The sequence below is a fragment of the Mycobacterium sp. 134 genome, from assembly GCF_048282715.1.
Lineage (GTDB): Bacteria > Actinomycetota > Actinomycetes > Mycobacteriales > Mycobacteriaceae > Mycobacterium > Mycobacterium septicum.
This window is the reverse complement of the sequence record NZ_JBLVUN010000001.1, coordinates 292,746-309,089: the sequence shown is the minus strand read 5'-3', so window position 1 is coordinate 309,089 and position 16,344 is coordinate 292,746. Positions and strand designations below refer to the sequence as shown.

The 16,344-nt window shown below is 63.5% G+C and carries 25 protein-coding genes and 10 tRNA genes; 31 read left to right on the top strand and 4 right to left on the bottom strand.

Annotated elements, in window-relative coordinates; translation table 11 throughout:
• Window positions 1–33: 33 nt before the first annotated feature.
• The 4 genes from ACNQVK_RS01895 (at window position 34) to ACNQVK_RS01880 (ending at window position 2,363) form a co-directional block, all read left to right on the top strand.
• Window positions 34–732 (top strand): hypothetical protein, encoded by a 699-nt coding sequence (locus tag ACNQVK_RS01895; protein WP_418028387.1) that lies wholly within the window; start codon window positions 34–36, stop codon window positions 730–732.
• 157 nt (window positions 733–889) lie between these two features.
• Window positions 890–1,078 carry a hypothetical protein gene (locus ACNQVK_RS01890; protein ID WP_418028386.1) on the top strand — a complete coding sequence of 63 codons (189 nt, stop codon included), beginning with the start codon at window positions 890–892 and terminating at the stop codon, window positions 1,076–1,078.
• 273 nt (window positions 1,079–1,351) lie between these two features.
• Entirely contained in the window at window positions 1,352–1,876 is a 525-nt protein-coding gene (locus ACNQVK_RS01885; RefSeq protein ID WP_418028385.1) for a DUF262 domain-containing protein, read from the top strand.
• A gap of 73 nt (window positions 1,877–1,949) precedes the next feature.
• On the top strand, window positions 1,950–2,363 hold the full coding sequence (locus ACNQVK_RS01880) for a hypothetical protein (RefSeq protein ID WP_418028384.1): 414 nt from the start codon (window positions 1,950–1,952) through the stop codon (window positions 2,361–2,363).
• Between the two features lie 158 nt (window positions 2,364–2,521).
• On the opposite strand, the gene ACNQVK_RS01875 is transcribed toward ACNQVK_RS01880, so the two are convergent.
• A complete protein-coding gene (locus tag ACNQVK_RS01875) occupies window positions 2,522–2,776 on the bottom strand; it encodes a hypothetical protein (protein WP_418028383.1) in 255 nt (84 codons plus the stop codon).
• A 67-nt stretch (window positions 2,777–2,843) separates the two neighbouring features.
• Between ACNQVK_RS01875 and ACNQVK_RS01870 the strand changes: the two genes are divergently transcribed.
• The 4 genes from ACNQVK_RS01870 to ACNQVK_RS01855 all read left to right on the top strand — a co-directional run bounded on the left by ACNQVK_RS01870 (window position 2,844) and on the right by ACNQVK_RS01855 (window position 6,083).
• Window positions 2,844–3,128: a hypothetical protein gene (locus ACNQVK_RS01870; protein WP_418028382.1), complete on the top strand. Its 285-nt coding sequence runs from the start codon at window positions 2,844–2,846 to the stop codon at window positions 3,126–3,128.
• Between the two features lie 366 nt (window positions 3,129–3,494).
• Window positions 3,495–3,839, top strand: a complete 345-nt coding sequence (locus ACNQVK_RS01865; protein WP_418028381.1) for a hypothetical protein — start codon at window positions 3,495–3,497, stop codon at window positions 3,837–3,839.
• A 56-nt stretch (window positions 3,840–3,895) separates the two neighbouring features.
• Complete coding sequence (locus tag ACNQVK_RS01860) at window positions 3,896–4,849, top strand: hypothetical protein (RefSeq protein ID WP_418028380.1); 954 nt, start codon at window positions 3,896–3,898, stop codon at window positions 4,847–4,849.
• Window positions 4,850–5,084: 235 nt separating this feature from the next.
• Window positions 5,085–6,083 (top strand): hypothetical protein, encoded by a 999-nt coding sequence (locus ACNQVK_RS01855; protein ID WP_418028379.1) that lies wholly within the window; start codon window positions 5,085–5,087, stop codon window positions 6,081–6,083.
• Between the two features lie 261 nt (window positions 6,084–6,344).
• On the opposite strand, the gene ACNQVK_RS01850 is transcribed toward ACNQVK_RS01855, so the two are convergent.
• A complete protein-coding gene (locus tag ACNQVK_RS01850) occupies window positions 6,345–6,929 on the bottom strand; it encodes a hypothetical protein (RefSeq protein WP_418028378.1) in 585 nt (194 codons plus the stop codon).
• Between the two features lie 594 nt (window positions 6,930–7,523).
• The gene (locus tag ACNQVK_RS01845) at window positions 7,524–7,739 is read right to left on the bottom strand and encodes a hypothetical protein (RefSeq protein WP_418028377.1); all 216 of its coding nucleotides are present in this window, start codon (window positions 7,737–7,739) and stop codon (window positions 7,524–7,526) included.
• A gap of 489 nt (window positions 7,740–8,228) precedes the next feature.
• Here ACNQVK_RS01845 and ACNQVK_RS01840 point away from each other — a divergent pair, with 489 nt between their 5' ends.
• The 10 genes from ACNQVK_RS01840 to ACNQVK_RS01795 all read left to right on the top strand — a co-directional run bounded on the left by ACNQVK_RS01840 (window position 8,229) and on the right by ACNQVK_RS01795 (window position 13,081).
• Window positions 8,229–9,023 (top strand): hypothetical protein, encoded by a 795-nt coding sequence (locus ACNQVK_RS01840; RefSeq protein ID WP_418028376.1) that lies wholly within the window; start codon window positions 8,229–8,231, stop codon window positions 9,021–9,023.
• 20 nt (window positions 9,024–9,043) lie between these two features.
• Window positions 9,044–9,331 carry a hypothetical protein gene (locus ACNQVK_RS01835; RefSeq protein ID WP_418028375.1) on the top strand — a complete coding sequence of 96 codons (288 nt, stop codon included), beginning with the start codon at window positions 9,044–9,046 and terminating at the stop codon, window positions 9,329–9,331.
• Window positions 9,328–9,663 (top strand): hypothetical protein, encoded by a 336-nt coding sequence (locus ACNQVK_RS01830; RefSeq protein WP_418028374.1) that lies wholly within the window; start codon window positions 9,328–9,330, stop codon window positions 9,661–9,663. The genes ACNQVK_RS01835 and ACNQVK_RS01830 overlap by 4 nt, the downstream gene beginning before the upstream one ends.
• Before the next feature lie 88 nt (window positions 9,664–9,751).
• Window positions 9,752–10,360, top strand: coding sequence for a hypothetical protein (locus tag ACNQVK_RS01825; protein WP_418028373.1), 609 nt, complete (start codon window positions 9,752–9,754; stop codon window positions 10,358–10,360).
• Window positions 10,361–10,392: 32 nt separating this feature from the next.
• Window positions 10,393–10,857: a hypothetical protein gene (locus ACNQVK_RS01820; protein WP_418028372.1), complete on the top strand. Its 465-nt coding sequence runs from the start codon at window positions 10,393–10,395 to the stop codon at window positions 10,855–10,857.
• A 71-nt stretch (window positions 10,858–10,928) separates the two neighbouring features.
• Entirely contained in the window at window positions 10,929–11,153 is a 225-nt protein-coding gene (locus tag ACNQVK_RS01815) for a hypothetical protein (RefSeq protein WP_418028371.1), read from the top strand.
• Between the two features lie 36 nt (window positions 11,154–11,189).
• The gene (locus ACNQVK_RS01810; RefSeq protein ID WP_418028370.1) at window positions 11,190–11,444 is read left to right on the top strand and encodes a hypothetical protein; all 255 of its coding nucleotides are present in this window, start codon (window positions 11,190–11,192) and stop codon (window positions 11,442–11,444) included.
• Window positions 11,441–11,641 carry a hypothetical protein gene (locus ACNQVK_RS01805; protein WP_418028369.1) on the top strand — a complete coding sequence of 67 codons (201 nt, stop codon included), beginning with the start codon at window positions 11,441–11,443 and terminating at the stop codon, window positions 11,639–11,641. Before ACNQVK_RS01810 ends, ACNQVK_RS01805 begins: the two co-directional genes overlap by 4 nt.
• Window positions 11,638–12,306 (top strand): hypothetical protein, encoded by a 669-nt coding sequence (locus tag ACNQVK_RS01800; protein ID WP_418028368.1) that lies wholly within the window; start codon window positions 11,638–11,640, stop codon window positions 12,304–12,306. Before ACNQVK_RS01805 ends, ACNQVK_RS01800 begins: the two co-directional genes overlap by 4 nt.
• 82 nt (window positions 12,307–12,388) lie before the next feature.
• Window positions 12,389–13,081, top strand: a complete 693-nt coding sequence (locus ACNQVK_RS01795; protein WP_418028367.1) for a hypothetical protein — start codon at window positions 12,389–12,391, stop codon at window positions 13,079–13,081.
• Window positions 13,082–13,093: 12 nt separating this feature from the next.
• Here ACNQVK_RS01795 and ACNQVK_RS01790 read toward each other — a convergent pair whose 3' ends face one another.
• Complete coding sequence (locus tag ACNQVK_RS01790; protein WP_418028366.1) at window positions 13,094–13,759, bottom strand: hypothetical protein; 666 nt, start codon at window positions 13,757–13,759, stop codon at window positions 13,094–13,096.
• 193 nt (window positions 13,760–13,952) lie between these two features.
• On the opposite strand from ACNQVK_RS01790, the gene ACNQVK_RS01785 reads away from it, so the two are divergent.
• The 13 genes from ACNQVK_RS01785 (at window position 13,953) to ACNQVK_RS01725 (ending at window position 16,344) form a co-directional block, all read left to right on the top strand.
• Window positions 13,953–14,528 carry a hypothetical protein gene (locus ACNQVK_RS01785; RefSeq protein ID WP_418028365.1) on the top strand — a complete coding sequence of 192 codons (576 nt, stop codon included), beginning with the start codon at window positions 13,953–13,955 and terminating at the stop codon, window positions 14,526–14,528.
• Window positions 14,529–14,569: 41 nt separating this feature from the next.
• Window positions 14,570–14,869: a hypothetical protein gene (locus tag ACNQVK_RS01780; protein WP_418028364.1), complete on the top strand. Its 300-nt coding sequence runs from the start codon at window positions 14,570–14,572 to the stop codon at window positions 14,867–14,869.
• 116 nt (window positions 14,870–14,985) lie between these two features.
• Window positions 14,986–15,213, top strand: a complete 228-nt coding sequence (locus ACNQVK_RS01775; RefSeq protein WP_418028363.1) for a hypothetical protein — start codon at window positions 14,986–14,988, stop codon at window positions 15,211–15,213.
• A gap of 141 nt (window positions 15,214–15,354) precedes the next feature.
• Window positions 15,355–15,442, top strand: a tRNA-Leu gene (locus ACNQVK_RS01770).
• 47 nt (window positions 15,443–15,489) lie between these two features.
• Window positions 15,490–15,565 (top strand) — tRNA-Trp (locus tag ACNQVK_RS01765).
• Window positions 15,566–15,592: 27 nt separating this feature from the next.
• Window positions 15,593–15,668, top strand: a tRNA-Lys gene (locus tag ACNQVK_RS01760).
• Window positions 15,669–15,702: 34 nt separating this feature from the next.
• Window positions 15,703–15,781, top strand: a tRNA-Glu gene (locus tag ACNQVK_RS01755).
• 24 nt (window positions 15,782–15,805) lie between these two features.
• Window positions 15,806–15,880: transfer RNA gene (locus tag ACNQVK_RS01750), tRNA-Thr, on the top strand.
• Window positions 15,881–15,895: 15 nt separating this feature from the next.
• A tRNA-Asn gene (locus ACNQVK_RS01745) sits at window positions 15,896–15,968 on the top strand.
• 23 nt (window positions 15,969–15,991) lie between these two features.
• Window positions 15,992–16,068, top strand: a tRNA-Lys gene (locus ACNQVK_RS01740).
• A 14-nt stretch (window positions 16,069–16,082) separates the two neighbouring features.
• Window positions 16,083–16,156, top strand: a tRNA-Gly gene (locus ACNQVK_RS01735).
• Window positions 16,157–16,168: 12 nt separating this feature from the next.
• A tRNA-Tyr gene (locus tag ACNQVK_RS01730) sits at window positions 16,169–16,255 on the top strand.
• Between the two features lie 13 nt (window positions 16,256–16,268).
• A tRNA-Ile gene (locus tag ACNQVK_RS01725) sits at window positions 16,269–16,344 on the top strand.

The following is a 16,344-nucleotide window of genomic DNA, read 5'->3' as shown; positions in this document are numbered from 1 at the left end:
GTGCATCGCAAAAGCCGGCCCAAGGCCAACCGAATGATCATCCCGCCTACCGACCTCACCAAGAAAACTCCGAACGCTGACGAAGACCCGGCGCCGCTGCCCGTCCCAACTACCGAAGACCCCGCACGCTTCTCACGCCTCTGCATCGACCCCGATCTCACCGGTGACGCGACCTTGTTCGCGGTATGCCTACAAGCCTTTCTCTCCCAGATCGCCGAACTCGGCCCCGCAGAACGCCGCGTCTATTCACGCAATTGGTGGTTCCGCGTCGGCAGCATGGCCAAACCGAATGAGCCCGCCTGGAAAGTCGGCTACTGGGTCCGGTCCGTGATCGCCGAAGACCTCCCGCGATACGAACCCGAGGGATTCCTCGCGCCAGTCATAGATACGCGCTGCGAAGCGCCGATGGTTCGACGCGAAGGCCCTTGCGGCAAGCAGCCAACGGTGCATGTCGAAGATCGCGATCCACTCACCGGCGCTGGACGCGTTGCAAGGTTCTGCACCCGACACAAGGCCCACGCCGAACCGCTGCTCGCGCGGCACAGCGAATGGCTACGCAACGGCACGCCGGAACCCGAACCCAACAAAGGCGGTGTGCTGCAACGCTACTTCGCTACCGACTGGGAAAGCCTGTACCGCTGGGCATCCAGCCGGATGCCCGCAGACGGGGCCAAACCCCCCACGCTGCCGCCACCCATCTTGAAGATCATTCCGGGCGGATCGACACAGTGACGCAAACTGCGCGCCGCCGGCCACGTCGGGGCCGGGGCAGTGAACTGCTCGGCGTGCATATGGACCGAATTGCTATAGCGGGCGACTAAGCCCGGCCAGACCGCTGCACACGCTAGCGGCCCACACCCGAAAGGACCCCACCCAAATGGAGACCATCGTGAGCGCCCTGAGTGGCACCCCGGCAATCCTTGTCGGCGTAATCGGCGGCGTAGTGCTCACCTCAGTTGTTCACGCCGTCCGCAAGATTCGCCGACTGATCAGCACAGGCATCGTCATGGCGGTGGTGGGCGGCACCGCCGCCGGCGGCGGCACGTCGTTCCTGCAGACCCTGCTGCAGTGGCACTAAATCCTGGTGGGGCCGGTGAGAGGCGCGCCAGGCACGCCCCACACATGGTGTATTGCGCGCAACATGTAGCGCGTGCTACAGTCGTCTCATGAACGCACGCGATCGCTACACCAACCACACCTACTCCTCCCCCCGCGACATCCGCCGCGACGAACACGCCGCTCACGACCTCGCCGACCGCGACGACGACGAGAGCTAAGCCCCGACCAGAAAGGCCGGTGTTCCCCCCGAACACCGGCCTTTCTCAACCCCAACCGCAGAGGGACGAGCACCATGAGCTTGCGCAGCTACAGCCTCAACACCACGGCGAGGCCACTCGAGTTCTTCATCGACCCCACCCCCAGCGACTCCCGCTTCGACCTCGACCAGCCGTATCAACGCGGAATCGCCTGGGGCCGCACAAGAAACCAGAACCTCATCAAGTCGCTGCTCATAGGTGTGCCGATACCCGCGATCCTGCTCAACAACCGCCTCGATGCCGGCTTCAACCACCCCGGCTACGACCAGAATCGCAACTGGAGCTACGCCGTCGTCGACGGCAAGCAACGCGTCACCGCGGTCCAGGGATTCCTCGCCGGCCGCTTCGCGGTCCCGCGTGAATGGTTCGATGAGCCCGGCTCCGGTGAGATCTACTTCAACGATCTGACACGGGTGCAACAGAACTTTTTCCGCAACACACCGCTACCTGTCGTTGAAGGAAGATTCGCCACCCTCGCCGAGGAACAGCAACTGTTCGACCTCATCAACTTCGGTGGCCTGGCCCAGGGCGAAGTGGACGACGACCTTCAACTCGGGTGAGACCCCCACGTCCGCCACGACGACCTCGTTACGCGGGCCGCACACGGCAGAACGATGACGAAGAGGATGAAAGATGACGGCGGATCAGGACACGTTCACCAGCTCAACCGGGGAATACCCCATATCCTCCATCACCCCGGCCATGGCCGCTGCCATCGAATCCGCCGACGACAACGGAGTGCTCAACGCCAGCAGCCAAACCCTCAACCGACTGATCAAGCACGGACTCGCAGTCGACCGACGTCTCCAAGGCGTCTACCTGACCGACGCCGGCTGGACGGTCCTGACCATGCTCCTGTCGCGCACAGCTCACCGCACCAAGACCTGGACCACCGGAGAGGCGCGCATGAACTGGCGCAAGGCGCGAATGGAGTCAGCCCGCACGGCCGCCTGGTCATGCACATGCGGACAATCGGGATTCGGCGCAAACCGCGAAGAAGCCCGTGCGGGCGCTCGACGCCATCGGGAATCGAAACAACGAAGCTGATCGTCGGACCTACGCACAAGCTGCCAAGATGCGCCAAAGTCGCTCAGTCGGAAAGAATTCTCAAGCCGGACATCCTCGGTGATCGCTATCACGCAGCCGCGCGCGGTACATCCGCTCGTGAGGCGGTGCGTGGCAGCCGCATGCACGAAAAAGTTCGCTCAGCGGTCAAATTCAGAAGAGGACGACTTGTCGGCCGAGCGTGGGGGGGCGTCGCAGGGCTGCGAGCCACGACGTTCGATCTTGCGGATTGTCTCTCGTGTCCATCCGGTCATCCGCGTGAGATCGGCCTGGGAGACGCCGGCATTCCGCTTGGTCAACACTTGTGCCCGAATCTGGGCGCGCAACTCGTCGGCCTGGGTCTCCAGGCGCCGGAGTTTGGTGACGTCTCGGATCAGATCGTCGTCGTCGTCCATATCGAGCATGCTAACACCGAAGGCCAGCCCCATTGGCATGCCAATGCTATTGGCGTACGGTTGGCGCATGGCTTCCCCCGAACTGTCCAGCGAGCACCCGGACCGCCTTATCTATGAGATCCGCACCAGCCTCGGCCTCATGATTCAAGCCGACGACGACGGTGACTCAGCAGAATTCAAGGCGCAGGCACTGCACATGGCCGACCACTTCGAGACCCTCGACAGGGCCATCCGCAACGGGAGCCTTCTGCCGACCGACTGGCAGGAAATCCAACCCGCCGGCCCGCATCCGCCCGCACCCGATGATGGGCGCAGTGGCCAGCGCTACCCGCCCGCGGCAACCGTCGGGTAGATGCGTTCTGTCGCTATCCGCTGAGGCAGGGTTCCCGGCGGCTAATCGGAATCCGGGGAGTCGCGGGCCGTCGAAAAAGTCGTACGGCCGGAAGAATCACTCAGCATGGAGCCGCGCCCTCGATGTCTGCACGCGAACGCAGGACCACTTCGAGTGGCGATCGCTCAGCGGCAGCTCGGCGAACACCTGCTCCGCATTAGTCCGCCGGGGCTTAGTGACAAGATGCAGATGACTATTGGAGGCACTGTGAGTGCCGTAGGCGACAACAAACGCCTGGCAGGGAGGCCCACAGTGAGTGATTTGGGAGACGTGATGCGATCCGTACTGGCTGGCGGGGCCGGCCTGTGACGAGCGGAGGTTTCGGTGGTGGCGGCCTGGGCCCGTTCGGCGGGCAACCTGGGCACGGGGCGCAAGGCGAGCCACCGCGACGCCTCCCCCCGCCACCGGGCCCGCCCACAGGACAGCAGCCACCCTGGGGCGGCGGGGCTCCGGCACCGCGGCCGTCGGCTGGCGGGCCACCGTTCGGTGGGCGGCCTGCGTCGCCGCAGTGGGGGAGCGGCGCGCCGGCGCAGCGGCCGAGCCCGTTTGGCGATCATCCACCTGCGCCAGGGAATCCTTTCGGGGTGGCGCCCGGACCGTCGGGACATCCTGCGCCCGGGCAGCTCGGGGATGCACCGCCGCCGTCAGGCCCGGGAACCGGGAAGTGGCTGAAGCTGCCGTCGAGTAAGCGGGGTCGCGGTGTCCTGCTCGGCGCGGGTGCGATCGCGGTGGCTGTCGGGTTGATTGCCGGCGGCGTGATGGCATTTGGTGGCGGGGGTGGTGAAGACGAGCCCCCCACAGGCAAGGCGGCCGACGTGGTCACGGCCTACCTGGAGGCGTTGCAGCGTGGTGATGCCAAAGCGGCATTGTCGCTGGGGCGCGAGCAACCGCCGGACAGCTCAATACTCACCGACGAGGTCCTCAAAAAGCAGATGGAAAAGTACCCCATCACCGACGTCAGGATTCTCGGAGAGATCCCCGTAAGCGACGGCGGCGCCTTTGTCCGCCTGCTCGCAAAAGTCGGTGGAGTGGAAAACGATGGAGGAATCTATCTGCCCAAGCCACCACCGGGTGATGGATGGAAACTCAAATCGGCGGTTACATCAGTCGAAGTGCTACTCGATGATGTGAATCCCAAGTTAGCGCAATACATCACAGTGTGGGGCCAGCCGCTACCCAAGGGCGGCAAGGCATATCAGTTCCCCGGGGCCACTGAATTCGGCAGCTCCAATCCGACCCTGCAGATCGAAGAGTTGAGGAAGAAACACGGCCAGGAGACCGTCCCGTCGCTGTTCGGCATCACGGCCATGAGTAGTTCTCTCGCCCTGGACTTCTCGCTCAGCGACAAGGGCACAGAAGCCCTGAAGCAAGCTGTGACAAAAGCGTTGCAGGAGTGCGCAAAGAGTACGAGTCTGCAACCTCCGAACTGCCCGAACACCGCCACGCGCTCTGACTTCGTGCCAGATTCAGCGCAATGGACAGCGCCCCCAAACGTCGACGACTTCACCCTCAATCTGCTGGACCATAAGACAGGAAAAGTGAAGTTTTCGGGACGGCCAGAATTTGGTGTATCCGTGAAAACGACGAGCGGACAAACAGAGTCGGGCTCATTCGCGCCCGGCGTTGAGGGCACAGCCGATATGACCACTGACCCACCCACCATCGAACTCAACAAGGTATGAGGGCAGAGGACACACAGCCGTGACAGATTTTCCGAATGGTCCTCGTCGTGATCCGTGGGGCACACCGCAACCTCAAGGCTTCCATCCCCCTGCGCCGCAACAAAACCCCAGTAGCGCGGGTGCTGGTGGTCAAACGAACTGGGGCGAGCAGCAGCCACCCAGGGAACAGTTGAGTCCGACACCAGGAACTGGTGGGCCGGGACGCGACGTCGCAGCGGGCCAGGGGCCAGCGCCTGTGCCGCCCAAGAATCGTAAGCCGCTGATCATTACTGCCTCGGCGACCGTCGCGGTGCTTGCTGTGATCGGGTTGGTGGTGGTGTTCCTGATGGGCACCGGCAAGGACGGAGTCAGCTTCAACCCGAACGGTTCGCCAACCGAGGTCGCCAAGGCGTATCTGGAGGCCCTGTCGAGGGGCGACGCTCAAGCCGCACTCGCGCTGGGCGCGATCGCACCGGCCAGCACCGAACTACTCACCAACGACATCTTGAAGATGCAGTTGGAAAAGCTGCCGATAACCGACGTCGAGGTCGAGGGGGAAGTGGAACGCAAACCCAAGGCCGACAGGCGGACCTCGGCAGTGAAGGTCGCGGCGAAGTTCGGTGGGCAGCGCACCGAAGGAAGGCTCGACATGGTCGTCGTCGACAACCAATGGAAGCTGACCGCGGGCTACGTCAACCTCACCACCGAGGAACTCCCCGGATTCGGAAATGCTGCGACCGCAGCTTCGCTGAAGGTGTTCGGCAAACCGCTCCCACAGAGTCGTCACGTCAACGTGTTTCCCGGATACATCGAGATGAGCGTGTCCACCCCGTACGTGAGAATCAATGAACTGCCGCCGACCACGCTCAGTGATGTCACGGTTCTCAACCTGACAGGCACGAAGGCAAAGCCGAAGTTCTCCATGACCGATGAAGGACTCAAAGCTGCCCAGGACGCCGTACGGGCCTTCATCGACAGGTGCCTCAACCCGGGCGAGAAGCCCAGTGAGTGCAACTTCTTGCTTGACACGTGGGGGGAAGACTATGACCTGAACACGCTGCGCGTGGTCGGCCCTGTTGACCTGCCTCCCTCGGCCTTCGTCATGCCTGAGGACAAGAGCGTGGTGCGCGTAGCCGATCTAGCCGTTCGCGTCGCGATAGTACGCAAAGACGGGGTGGATTCCGGTGCGACCGTCGGCATCCCACTGGAGGTAGACCTCGGCCAGCAACCACCGAGAGTGATCCCGCCCCGTTGAAGATCGCTGATGGCATCGATCGCAACGGAAGATCGTCGGATACCGGCGAGTTCTCCTGAATGAGGATTGGCGCCCAACCGGTGTACGTGGTGACGTCGGCATGACCGAGCTGTGGCGGCCACAATGCGGGCCGGCGCCTGCACGGTGAGCATTCCATCTCAAAGGCCGGCACGGTCAAGATCGCCCTGCACCGTGGTCTGCCCAACCAGCTGGTGGCGTTTCAACAAACTCCGCCTCTGCAGCGGGAACTCACTCGCCGGGTTAGGGCAGGGCGGGCATGGCCGGGTCATCCGACATGCATATCTTCCAGCTGCCCTCCTCCTTGCGGAGGTGGATAGTGTGGGTTGCCCCGGCAGCGCTCACCGCCGCAGTTGCCTTGTCCCCGTCAACCTTCACGTCGGACACCTCCCCACCGCCCGCTACTGCCGTAGGTTGCGGGATGTCGATACCGAGGTCCCCCAAACCGCTGGTGTCGATCGACTCCATCATCTTTTGGTCTGCCGCACAGAGGAACTGCTTCGCCTCTGACACCGAGCCGCTCGCGTTGCCACTGTCTTCGAGGAGATTCTTGATTGCCTGCTCGTCGCTGGACCCGGAGCTGCGAAGAAAGAATCCGACTGCGGCAACGACCACAACGAGGCCCACCGCGACGCCACCGATGATCATGCCGGTCTTGCGCCTACTTCCCGGCGGAGATGGCACCATGCCGTAGCCGCCGTCGGGCTGCTGCGGATTGCCGTACGGTTGCGGCGGATTGCCGTACGGTTGCTGTCCGTACGGTTGCTGTCCGCCGAACTGATCTGGCTGTGGCGGCCATTGTCCCTGCGGTCCTGGCGGGTATGTCACTGAGTCTCCTCGGGGTGTGTGCTCGGGATTGCCGGTGTGGTGGCGCCACGACGGTGAACAGTTTCTGCTACCACGTCGCCGACCTGGATGCTGAGCCTACTATGCGGGTTGGGAGGCTCTCGGCGCTAGAAAATCGCGGAGGGTCCAGAGCCTTGGATATGAGGATGTCCGGGTATGCCGAAGGAATCAGACAATCCCAGGTCAGCCGTTAGCCCGCAGGCAGGAGCAGGCGGCTGCAGTGCGGATGGTCTCGATGCTGCGACGTTGAAGTTCTCGTTATTCGCGACGCGACAGTGGACCTGCGCGTGGCACCGATTCCGCAGTGCTGCAAGCTATCTCGCCGACAAACGTCGGTCGGCCCGAGCAGCGGGCGCGAGCGTCCGATTATCGTCGTTTCGACGAGCTCCGGGAGCGCCACAGCAACGTTCGCCGCGGTGCAGCTGCTTATCTCAGCGCGATCCCCTGAGGCAATAGGTTTGTGGGCTGTCCCCGCGCAAGCGTGAACGAAAAGAAAGAAGGGCACTGCCATCATCGCAGGTAGCGGCGTAGCGCGGCCTGTCAGGAGAGGCCCGCGCACCGCCGCGGCGGTGCTGATTACTGCTTGCGGGGCCGCCCCGGCCGCTTTGGCTCCGGCCAGTGGGTCTTCAGTCGTTTGAGGACGCGTTCCGGATCATCCTCGAATGCGCTGAAGCACGCGATGACGAAAGCTTTGATCGTGCGGTCTCGTTCGGTGAGGATCCGCTTTGACGAATCTTTGAGGTGACCTGGTATCCGGAAGGTGGTCGGCAGGTCTTTCTGGGGAGATGGCACAGGCCCCATTCTCGCACAAACAGGCTTGCTGATTCCAGTGTCTATTGGGCTTCGGGTAGCAAGCTGGTTTAGTGGGGGAGCGGTCCATCGAGCTTCGATCGGCTAAACGCCGCGGTCGAATGGCTAGCGCCAGCGTGCGTCCCCGGCCGCAGCATTAGGGGGGAACTGGTGTCGCCGCAGCGCAAAGGCGGTAGGGGCGGGCCGCCGGCGGCGGGCGCCAGCATTTCCACGCACAGGTAACGAACCGCCCGATTGCTGACTATTTAGCCAGGTCGCAGTCCGGTGATGTGCCGGTATCGCTAGTTATGATTCGCACCGAAGCTTTGAGGGAAGGCGGACCATTCGATGTCTGATACCAATGGCGCCTCGACGCACCCGCCGCTGCGCGCACCCGTCCCAAGGGATGGGGCAGACAGCTGGTGGGGAGTGCCTAGCCATGCCCGGCCGCCGGGGTCCGACCATCAAACGAGTAGAGGAGCAGCATCACCGATGACAGTCGATACAGGGACGGCGACAACCGAATTCGTGGACTGCAACGTCACGACCCACACCGGCCGCCGGGTCCGCGTCACCGGCCAGCCCACGGCATGCCCACATCTGCTGATCACTCCTCGGGTGGCAGTTCGTGCCGATGGCACACTGTCGTTCACCGATGGCCTCGTCCTGGCCCACGCCCCGACCGGCCGGATCGTCGTCGGTGGCGAATCGGCCACCCGCCTACTCCGCCTAGCCGAGCTCCTCGCCGGATTCGACTGGTCCTTCACCGACTTCGACAACGTCGCGTCCGACACCCTCAAGCTGATCGGAAAAGTAGTGCAGCGGTGGCGACTTGAAGACGCCTCCTCAATTCCCGGCGTCCTGCTCTACGGCGAGACCGAAGCCCAGCGGGCCGAACGCGAGAGCGCTCCAGCGCGCGCCCTGCTCGTCGAGCACCTCGAATGGTGGCAGCGCCACAACGAGAGCCGCGTCATGGCAACAGGAACTAGCGTCGATCCCGCCACGGAACAGGCCTGGCGCGACGGCGTCAACACCAGCGTCGAAGGCTACGGTGTCATCTACTTGATGGCCGTGCTGTGGCGAACCAATCCCACCGTTGCCGACATCGCAGCCCGCATGCTCACTCTGGCCTGGGACGCCGGAGATTCCATGGGGGAGTGGGTCTATCAGTGGCGCAAGGAGCTCGCCGATAATCATCCGCTGACCTTGCACGCAATCCCCGAGGCTGACCCGCTCGAATCCCTGGCCTCAGTAGACCGCGGCTCACTGGATCGGGACGATCAGTGATCGGCGCAGCGGTCGGAACCGTGAGCGGCTCCGACCTCCTCGCAGCGATGGCTTCGGCGACCAGCGAGTCCGGTCATCCAATCCTCTGGAGGATAAGTATCGGGTTGATGTTGGTGTGCGCCATGGTGATCGCCGTGGGGATGATCGGCGGCCGGATGGGCTTGGGAGGCACCCGAGTTCCGCGTCGTGAGCAGATCGATGGGAAGGCTCCGGCCAGCACTGTGCGGTCCGCCGGCGAGGATGACGACTCGGGCCCGTCAACCCCGCATGATTCCTACGGCTCACCAAACCCCGAGGGTGGCCGATGAGTGCAGCCCGGGTCCAGGCTCTGGGCTTCTTCTGTAGCGGCCCTGATGCAGCTGGGGGTGACATCGATCGACTGCGAGAGGTGGTGGTCGATTGCCTGCGCGAACTTGGCGCCGATCACGCCATCGGCGGCGATCTGCGGCTGATGTGGGTATCAGTCCTGGAAGGGGTCGAACTCGTCATTGGGATGCGACCAAACACGCTGGGCGCCGAAGGGGTCGAGAAACTCGTGCAGATGCTCGACGGTCGAGGCCTGCGCCCTATGGTCCGGTGCGAAATCGACGACACCTTGGCCCGGCTGGCGGCTTACCGGCACGGTGCACGCCGAAACTGACATGCCGACGGCGTCGATAGTAGCGACAAATACATGTAGCGCCTGATACAGTCGGGGTATGGGTTCAGGTACCCGACAGGAGAATCAGATGAACGACGTAATCCCGTTCCGCCGCCGACCCGGAATCGGCCTCATCGACACCGACCCCGTAGGCGCACGCTTCGACATGTACGCAGTGCCCGTACCGCAAGGCAACTGGCACTACATCCTCGACGACTGGAAGGTGACCTACCGCCGCAACGGGTGGCCGTTCACCCGAATGAACCAAAGCCTGGTCAGCGGAACCTTCCCGACCCCCGAGGACGCGCCCCCCATGAGCGTTCGCGTATCCCCAGACACCCAGCATCAGGACTGGCGCAACGAACACGTTCTGCTGAGCCCAGGGCGCCGCGGCTCCACCTCCGATTACCCCGACGGCCAATGGGCACACGCAAACCTGAGCCTGCGGGTCCGCTCCCAGGGCCTGGGCGCCATCCTGGTCACCGTCGCGATCGAGCTGGACATCGCCAACAACACCGCCCACGTCCCCGCCACGTGCCCACCGGTGGTCCAAGAACAGGCCCAAGCCAAGGCTCAGCGCCTCCTGGAGTTCATCCGCGATCACCAACGCAAGGCGGCGGCGACCAACCCTCAACCACCGATCACCGCCCAGATGATCCACCGTGGCACCGACGGTGGCGGGCCCACCGCCAGCTGACCGCGACAGCACACGTGCAAGGACAGATCCAAATGCCCACGACCGCAGCGACCCTCACGCCAGGGGACATCGTCGAAATCCTCGACGGCACACACCTGGACCATCCACACAGCGACGAGTGGTACCACGCGACATTCGTCGGCCAATACGCCACCGTGCTCGACTCCACCGAGCACCCTGACGCCGTGCTGATCCGCGTCGTCATGCTCCAACGCGACGCCACTGACACCATCGCAACGTTCGATCGACGCCAACTGAACGTGGTGCACTGCCAGCCCGTAACCGCCACGGCGGTGACCCGCGCCGCCCGCAAGGCCGGCTACACCGGAATGTTGCACGGCTACCAGTCGAGTTCCCCCACCGGTGCGTCCCAACCCGTCTACTACTTCACCAGCTCGATCACCGCACGACCGCTCGTCGACACACTCGGTGCACTGGGATTTGTCACCGAACGCGGCTTCGGCATGGTCACAGTCCTTGGCCGCAAGGTGGCCTGACCGCCCCTCTGGGAATGCCGGCACATGAACCACACACTCCCACAACACAACCCCGATGCAGGAGGACAACAATGACAACGGCAACAGCGCCCGCCACTCAGACACAACTGCGGCCTCTCGGTGAACTGTTCGGCCCCACCGACCTCAACCGCATCTGGCACGCCATCGAGCAGGCCCAGCCCACCAGCCCGGTCCTCGAGGAGGACCTGAGCGCAGTGCAGTTCTCGCCGCAGTTCAGCAACGGTTGGCTCGACGAACTGGATCTGCACGACCTCGCCGGCGCCGCACGTAAGTAACAGACCCGGACCGAACACCCACGAAAAGAGGCATGCGTGACGATCAGCATCCCCGCGCCGCTACTCATCCTCGCCGCGATCTGGATAATCATCGGTGCCGCAATCGGATTCATGGAAGGCCGCGACGACGCCTCACGAATCATCGCTGGACCGAAGTGGGACGCATACCTCCAACCGATCCCGCTCCACATCGCTATAGCGCCCTTGTCACTGTTCGGACTGATCCGGTATGCCGTCAAGTGGCGCAGCCTGCCCTGGCGCATCCGCCGCAAGCGCGAGGAAGAACAGTGACCATCGGTGAGGCTGGCGCCTCCAGTGCAAGCAGGCCGCACCGCCAGGCGCAGTGGGAAGTCGAGGTCAAGATTCGGCGCAACGGACGGCTGTGGCGCCGCGAAAGTGCCCTGGGGACAGACCCGTCGATCGCCTTCGATGCTGCCACCAACGACCTGGTCCGTGACCTGAACGACCAGGCCGCGGAGCCGACGTGAACGGCCAAGACCTGCCAGGAGCTCTGCACGCCCGCAACACTCTGCTCACGATTGCGTCGGACCCAGACCTCACACAGTCCGCCAAACTCTTTGCGTTCTGTCTGCTGGCCTACCTCACCGGCCCCGAGTACAGAACGAGGAAGCGCACCGACAAGGCCCGACACTGGGCGGAAGTCGTCGGAGAAATGATGGACGCCACCGCCGTAGGCCACAGAGTGCTCGGCGTAGAGATGGCGCAGTGGCAAGTGATCGACGTGATCACCAAGGACATCCCCCGCTACGAAGTGCCCTATGAGCGTGTGCGCTGCGGCGCCCCGAAAGTCCGGGGTCCCAACGCCGGTCAGCCATGCGGGAGAAACGCCAACGGCGGCCAATGGATCGACCGCGACCCGGCGTCTGGAGCGGGCACGCGGATCGGCTACTGCCGCGACCACTACACCAACGCGGTCCGCATCCGGCAACAAGAGCGCTACGACAGCTGGGTCGCCCACGGGCGCCCCTCACCGCCAGCCAACAAGGGCGGAATCCTCGCCCGCCACTTCGACGCGAACTGGCCAAAGCTCTACGCCTGGGCGGACCCCACCCAGGAACCCCTGCCGCAGGGCAAACCTGCGAACCCACCGCGCCCCAAACTCAAGCTCATCCGCGGCTCCGCCACACCATGACGAGACCCAGCGGTTTGCGCAGGACCATTTGCACAGCAACACCACCCGGCACACCGCTCTACAGCGAGAAGGGACCACACCCGTGACTGCACCGGAACCTGAAGGGCTATTCGACCTTCGCAGCGCGACCGCGCCGCCGCCCACCGCCAAGCCCCGACGGCAGCAACCCAAGCCGCACCGCCGCGCGAACACCCTGATCCCCGACGTCGCGCCTAACGCCCGCTTCGACCCGGTCCCCGACCGTGTGGCGGCCGCGGCTACCGCGGCCGGCTGGCCCGGCATCGTCCTGCCCCGCCTCAACATTGCAGACCTTCGCGTCTATCCCGTGATCGTCCCCAACGTCGAAGTCTGGCGGCAGCGAGTCGTCACCCGGCAGAGGCCCGAGCTCGACCTGTCCACATTGGCACTGTGGGAGAGCTGGACCCCAGACCTCGGACCAATGCCCCCAGAGCCCGCCTTGGCTATCGTCGGCTTCGCGGCGACCGGCCCGGCCCAGCGTGCCGCCGCCGCAGTCGCCTATCTGGGCAGCCTCGGCGCCGGACTCGTGGTTGCGACCACCAAACGGCGACCCGCCGAACAATCGATGTGGGAGTGCGACTGCAAGGACGTGTTCCTCGCCTGGGCGCCACCGGACGCCCCAGCGTCGCTACTTGTGCGAGGCCGCACGGGACCGGTCGCAACGGCTCGGCGGTCCCCGTTCACTCGCGGCCAGGAGGAGAAGATGTTCGCCTGGGCACTGCACACTGCCACTCCAACCTCACTGAATCACCAGTAGGCAGAACAGCTCTCAGCTAGTAGTCCACACCTGAAAGTCCGGTCCCCACCTCGGGGAGTTCTGGCGAATCAGATGGATCAGGGACCACACCGGCTGCGCCTGGCTTCCCGCATCGTCACCGGCCCCGCTGTCGTAGTGACCACTGGCCGAGATCCCCACCAACGTCGGCCCGTCCGTGTACCACGGGCCACCTGAGTCGCCAGGCAGAATCACGATGTTGCCGATGAGCGTCTCGACAGAGGGCCTGTCACCGCCGGTGTAGTAGGTATCGGTGATCGTGCCGGAAGTCGCACCTGACCGAGCACCCCGTTTCCACACTCTGTCTCCGGTGTGGGCGTCAGCGATACCCGCGAAAGACAAGTTCAACTTGAACCGGTCATAGACCTGGATGAGCGTGTACCCACGCGGCCGCACAGACTTTCGCGCATCACTTTCGGGCATGTGCGAAACCACAATGCCGATCTCAGTTCCGTTGCCGGCGTACACCCGTTGATCGACACCGTCGGCGCAATGACCCGACGTCACTGCCAGGCGGTCACCATTAGCGTTGCCTCCGAAGAAGCCCAGAGAACAACTGTGGTTCCCGATGACGATTTTCATCCCGGCAGACAGTGCCGGACTGGCATAGGCCGCCGCCGGCGGCGACAGCACGGCACCCAACACCGCCACAACAAGCACTGCAGCGAACTGTCCCCATCGCACGATCGCCCACCCCCCATTGCGGACCGCCAAGTCACGCCTTGCCCCGGCAAACATCGTAAAGGCCTCCGAGCGCGCCGCAGCCCTTGCCGTCATGTATTGGCGACCGAGCACCCCAGAAACCTCGTGCACACTACTGAGGAGCGGTATACATGCAACACCCGGAGGGCACGTGGAACTCGACCAGAGACAAGGCGGCGACCGCACGACAACGCACGCCGCCGCTGCACCCACCGAGCACGGCTCAGATACCAAACGCCGCCGTCGACACTCCGTCGTCATGGTCGTGGCCGGCGCGGTCATCCTGGGCCTCATCGGCCTCGGCGTCAACACAACGGTCGCCGACGAACTCCAGTACCGCCGCGATATGGGACTGCGCACCAACCCGCCGCAACGCCAGCAGGCGCAAGCGCAACAACTACTCGCTCAACTGAACTCCCACGACCCCGCTCAGGTCCACCTCCCCAACGCCCGCGCCACCGTCGGAGGCCAGGACCGTGTCGGCCGCAACGTCATGGCCGCGATGCCCCGCACCGAATGTCACTACACACTCGACTCTGTGCGCGATGACGGCGTGCACAACGACGTACAGATCGGCGCCGAACAGATCCGCCACGCCTACCGCTACGACCTCCTGGTGCATGAGCAATGCCCGAAATCGCCACCGGTGCCAATGACAATCGGCGTTCTGTCGACACCAGGAACGGGCGGACACTGGTACCCGGCAGCATTGACGGTCGAACAGTGAGCACAACCCGACCTGAGCGACGGGCCCCACGGTCACACCGAGTGACCTTCTGGCTGACCGGCCTCATCACTGCGGAGCTGGCCATCGCCGGCGCGATCCTTGTGTATCGATCGATCATCGCCGAAGATCCACACAACATCGCACCGATGTGGGCTGCGATCTTCGCGCTAACGGTGATGGGCATCCACGCAACATTCTGGACAGCCCTACGGGCACTGCAATCTCAACCGATACGGCCAATCCGGGCATGGTTCGCGTTCGCCGCGATGATGATCTGCTGCGGCCTCACGGCACTAATGGGCGCACTCGCCATCGTCACCCTTCGCTACCCGATCACCTGAACTACACACGAATTCCCGCCACCGCTACAGCAATAGCGACACGACGAGGCATCACGCCCATCAAAAGCAGTGCAGTAAAACGGTAAAACGGTAGACGCCGGGTTTATCATGAAGTCATGTTCCTGCTGACGATGCGCCACGAAGTGGCCGAGCCGAGTGTCCTCGGGTCGGTCTATTTGTCGTGCAATCGTCGCACCGAGAAGGACCAGCCCTGCTTCCGACCACTGCAGCACGTTTCCGCCATCTTCGGCGAGTGGCCAGGTCGGAAGGGCGGCCCAGGAACATTTTTCAAAAACTTTGCTCAAAGCATCATCGCTGCTAGGCCCGTTTCTCAACGCGCCTAGATTCAGACGTACCGCAAATAAGAAGTAAATGCTGTTCAGGGGCCATTTTAAACCGTTGACCGCCATGCGAAACGCTGCTTTACTTTCATCCAGATACCCGCCTGGCGGGCCTGAAACTTGACAACTACATGTTTGCTGCTCGCGCCATTGGCGGAACTAGGAAGACGCGCCCGATTCAAGCTCGGGTGCCTATACAGGCGTGCAGGTTCAAATCCTGCATGGCGCACCAGCAGCCGACGTCGATGCCCACCCCCAATGGGCGCCGCCGTCACCACTGTGGACGTAGCTCAACTGGCAGAGCGGCGGCCTCCAAACCCGCAGGTTGCAGGTTCAATTCCTGTCGTCCACGCCACCACTTCCCGCACCATTTCATCCCTACGCGCCGTTAGCTCAGTTGGTAGAGCAGCTGACTCTTAATCAGCGGGCCGGAAGTTCGAACCTTCCACGGCGCACCACCTTTCACCGCGCAGCCCCCTGTGGCTGCGCATCGGCACCGTTGCTCTGTTGGCCAAGGGGCGACTGGATTTTCACTCCAGGTACAACGCGGGTTCGATTCCCGCCGGTGTCACTGTTGAACACCCGATCCACCACCGCCTCTTTAGCTCAGCTGGCACAGAGCAGCTGCCTCGTAAGCAGCAGGTCTCCGGTTCGAACCCGGAAAGAGGCTCAACCGCAGCACCTTTCCCCTGTAATTCAACTGGCAGAATGTCCGACTGTTAATCGGATCGTTTCAGGTTCGAGCCCTGACAGGGGAGCGTACGACCAGCATCACCACCGCGCCTCGCTAGCACAATTGGCAGCTGCAGTTGACTTTTAATCATCGGGTTCGAGGTTCGAGTCCTCGGCGGGGCACCACCAGAAACACCAATGCCTGCATCGTTCAGTGGTAGGACGACTGTCTTCCAAACAGTACGCGTGGGTTCGATTCCCGCTGTAGGCTCCACGCAACACTCAAGGCGCGATACCCAAGCGGCAACGGGACCTGCCTGTAAAGCAGGCGCTGGCAACAGCTTCGGAGGTTCAAGGCCTCCTCACGCCACCACAACCACACACCAGCTCCGGTAGCTCAGGGGTTAGAGCGGGATCCTGATAAGGTCCAGGCCGGAGGTTCAAAACCTCCCCGGAGCACCA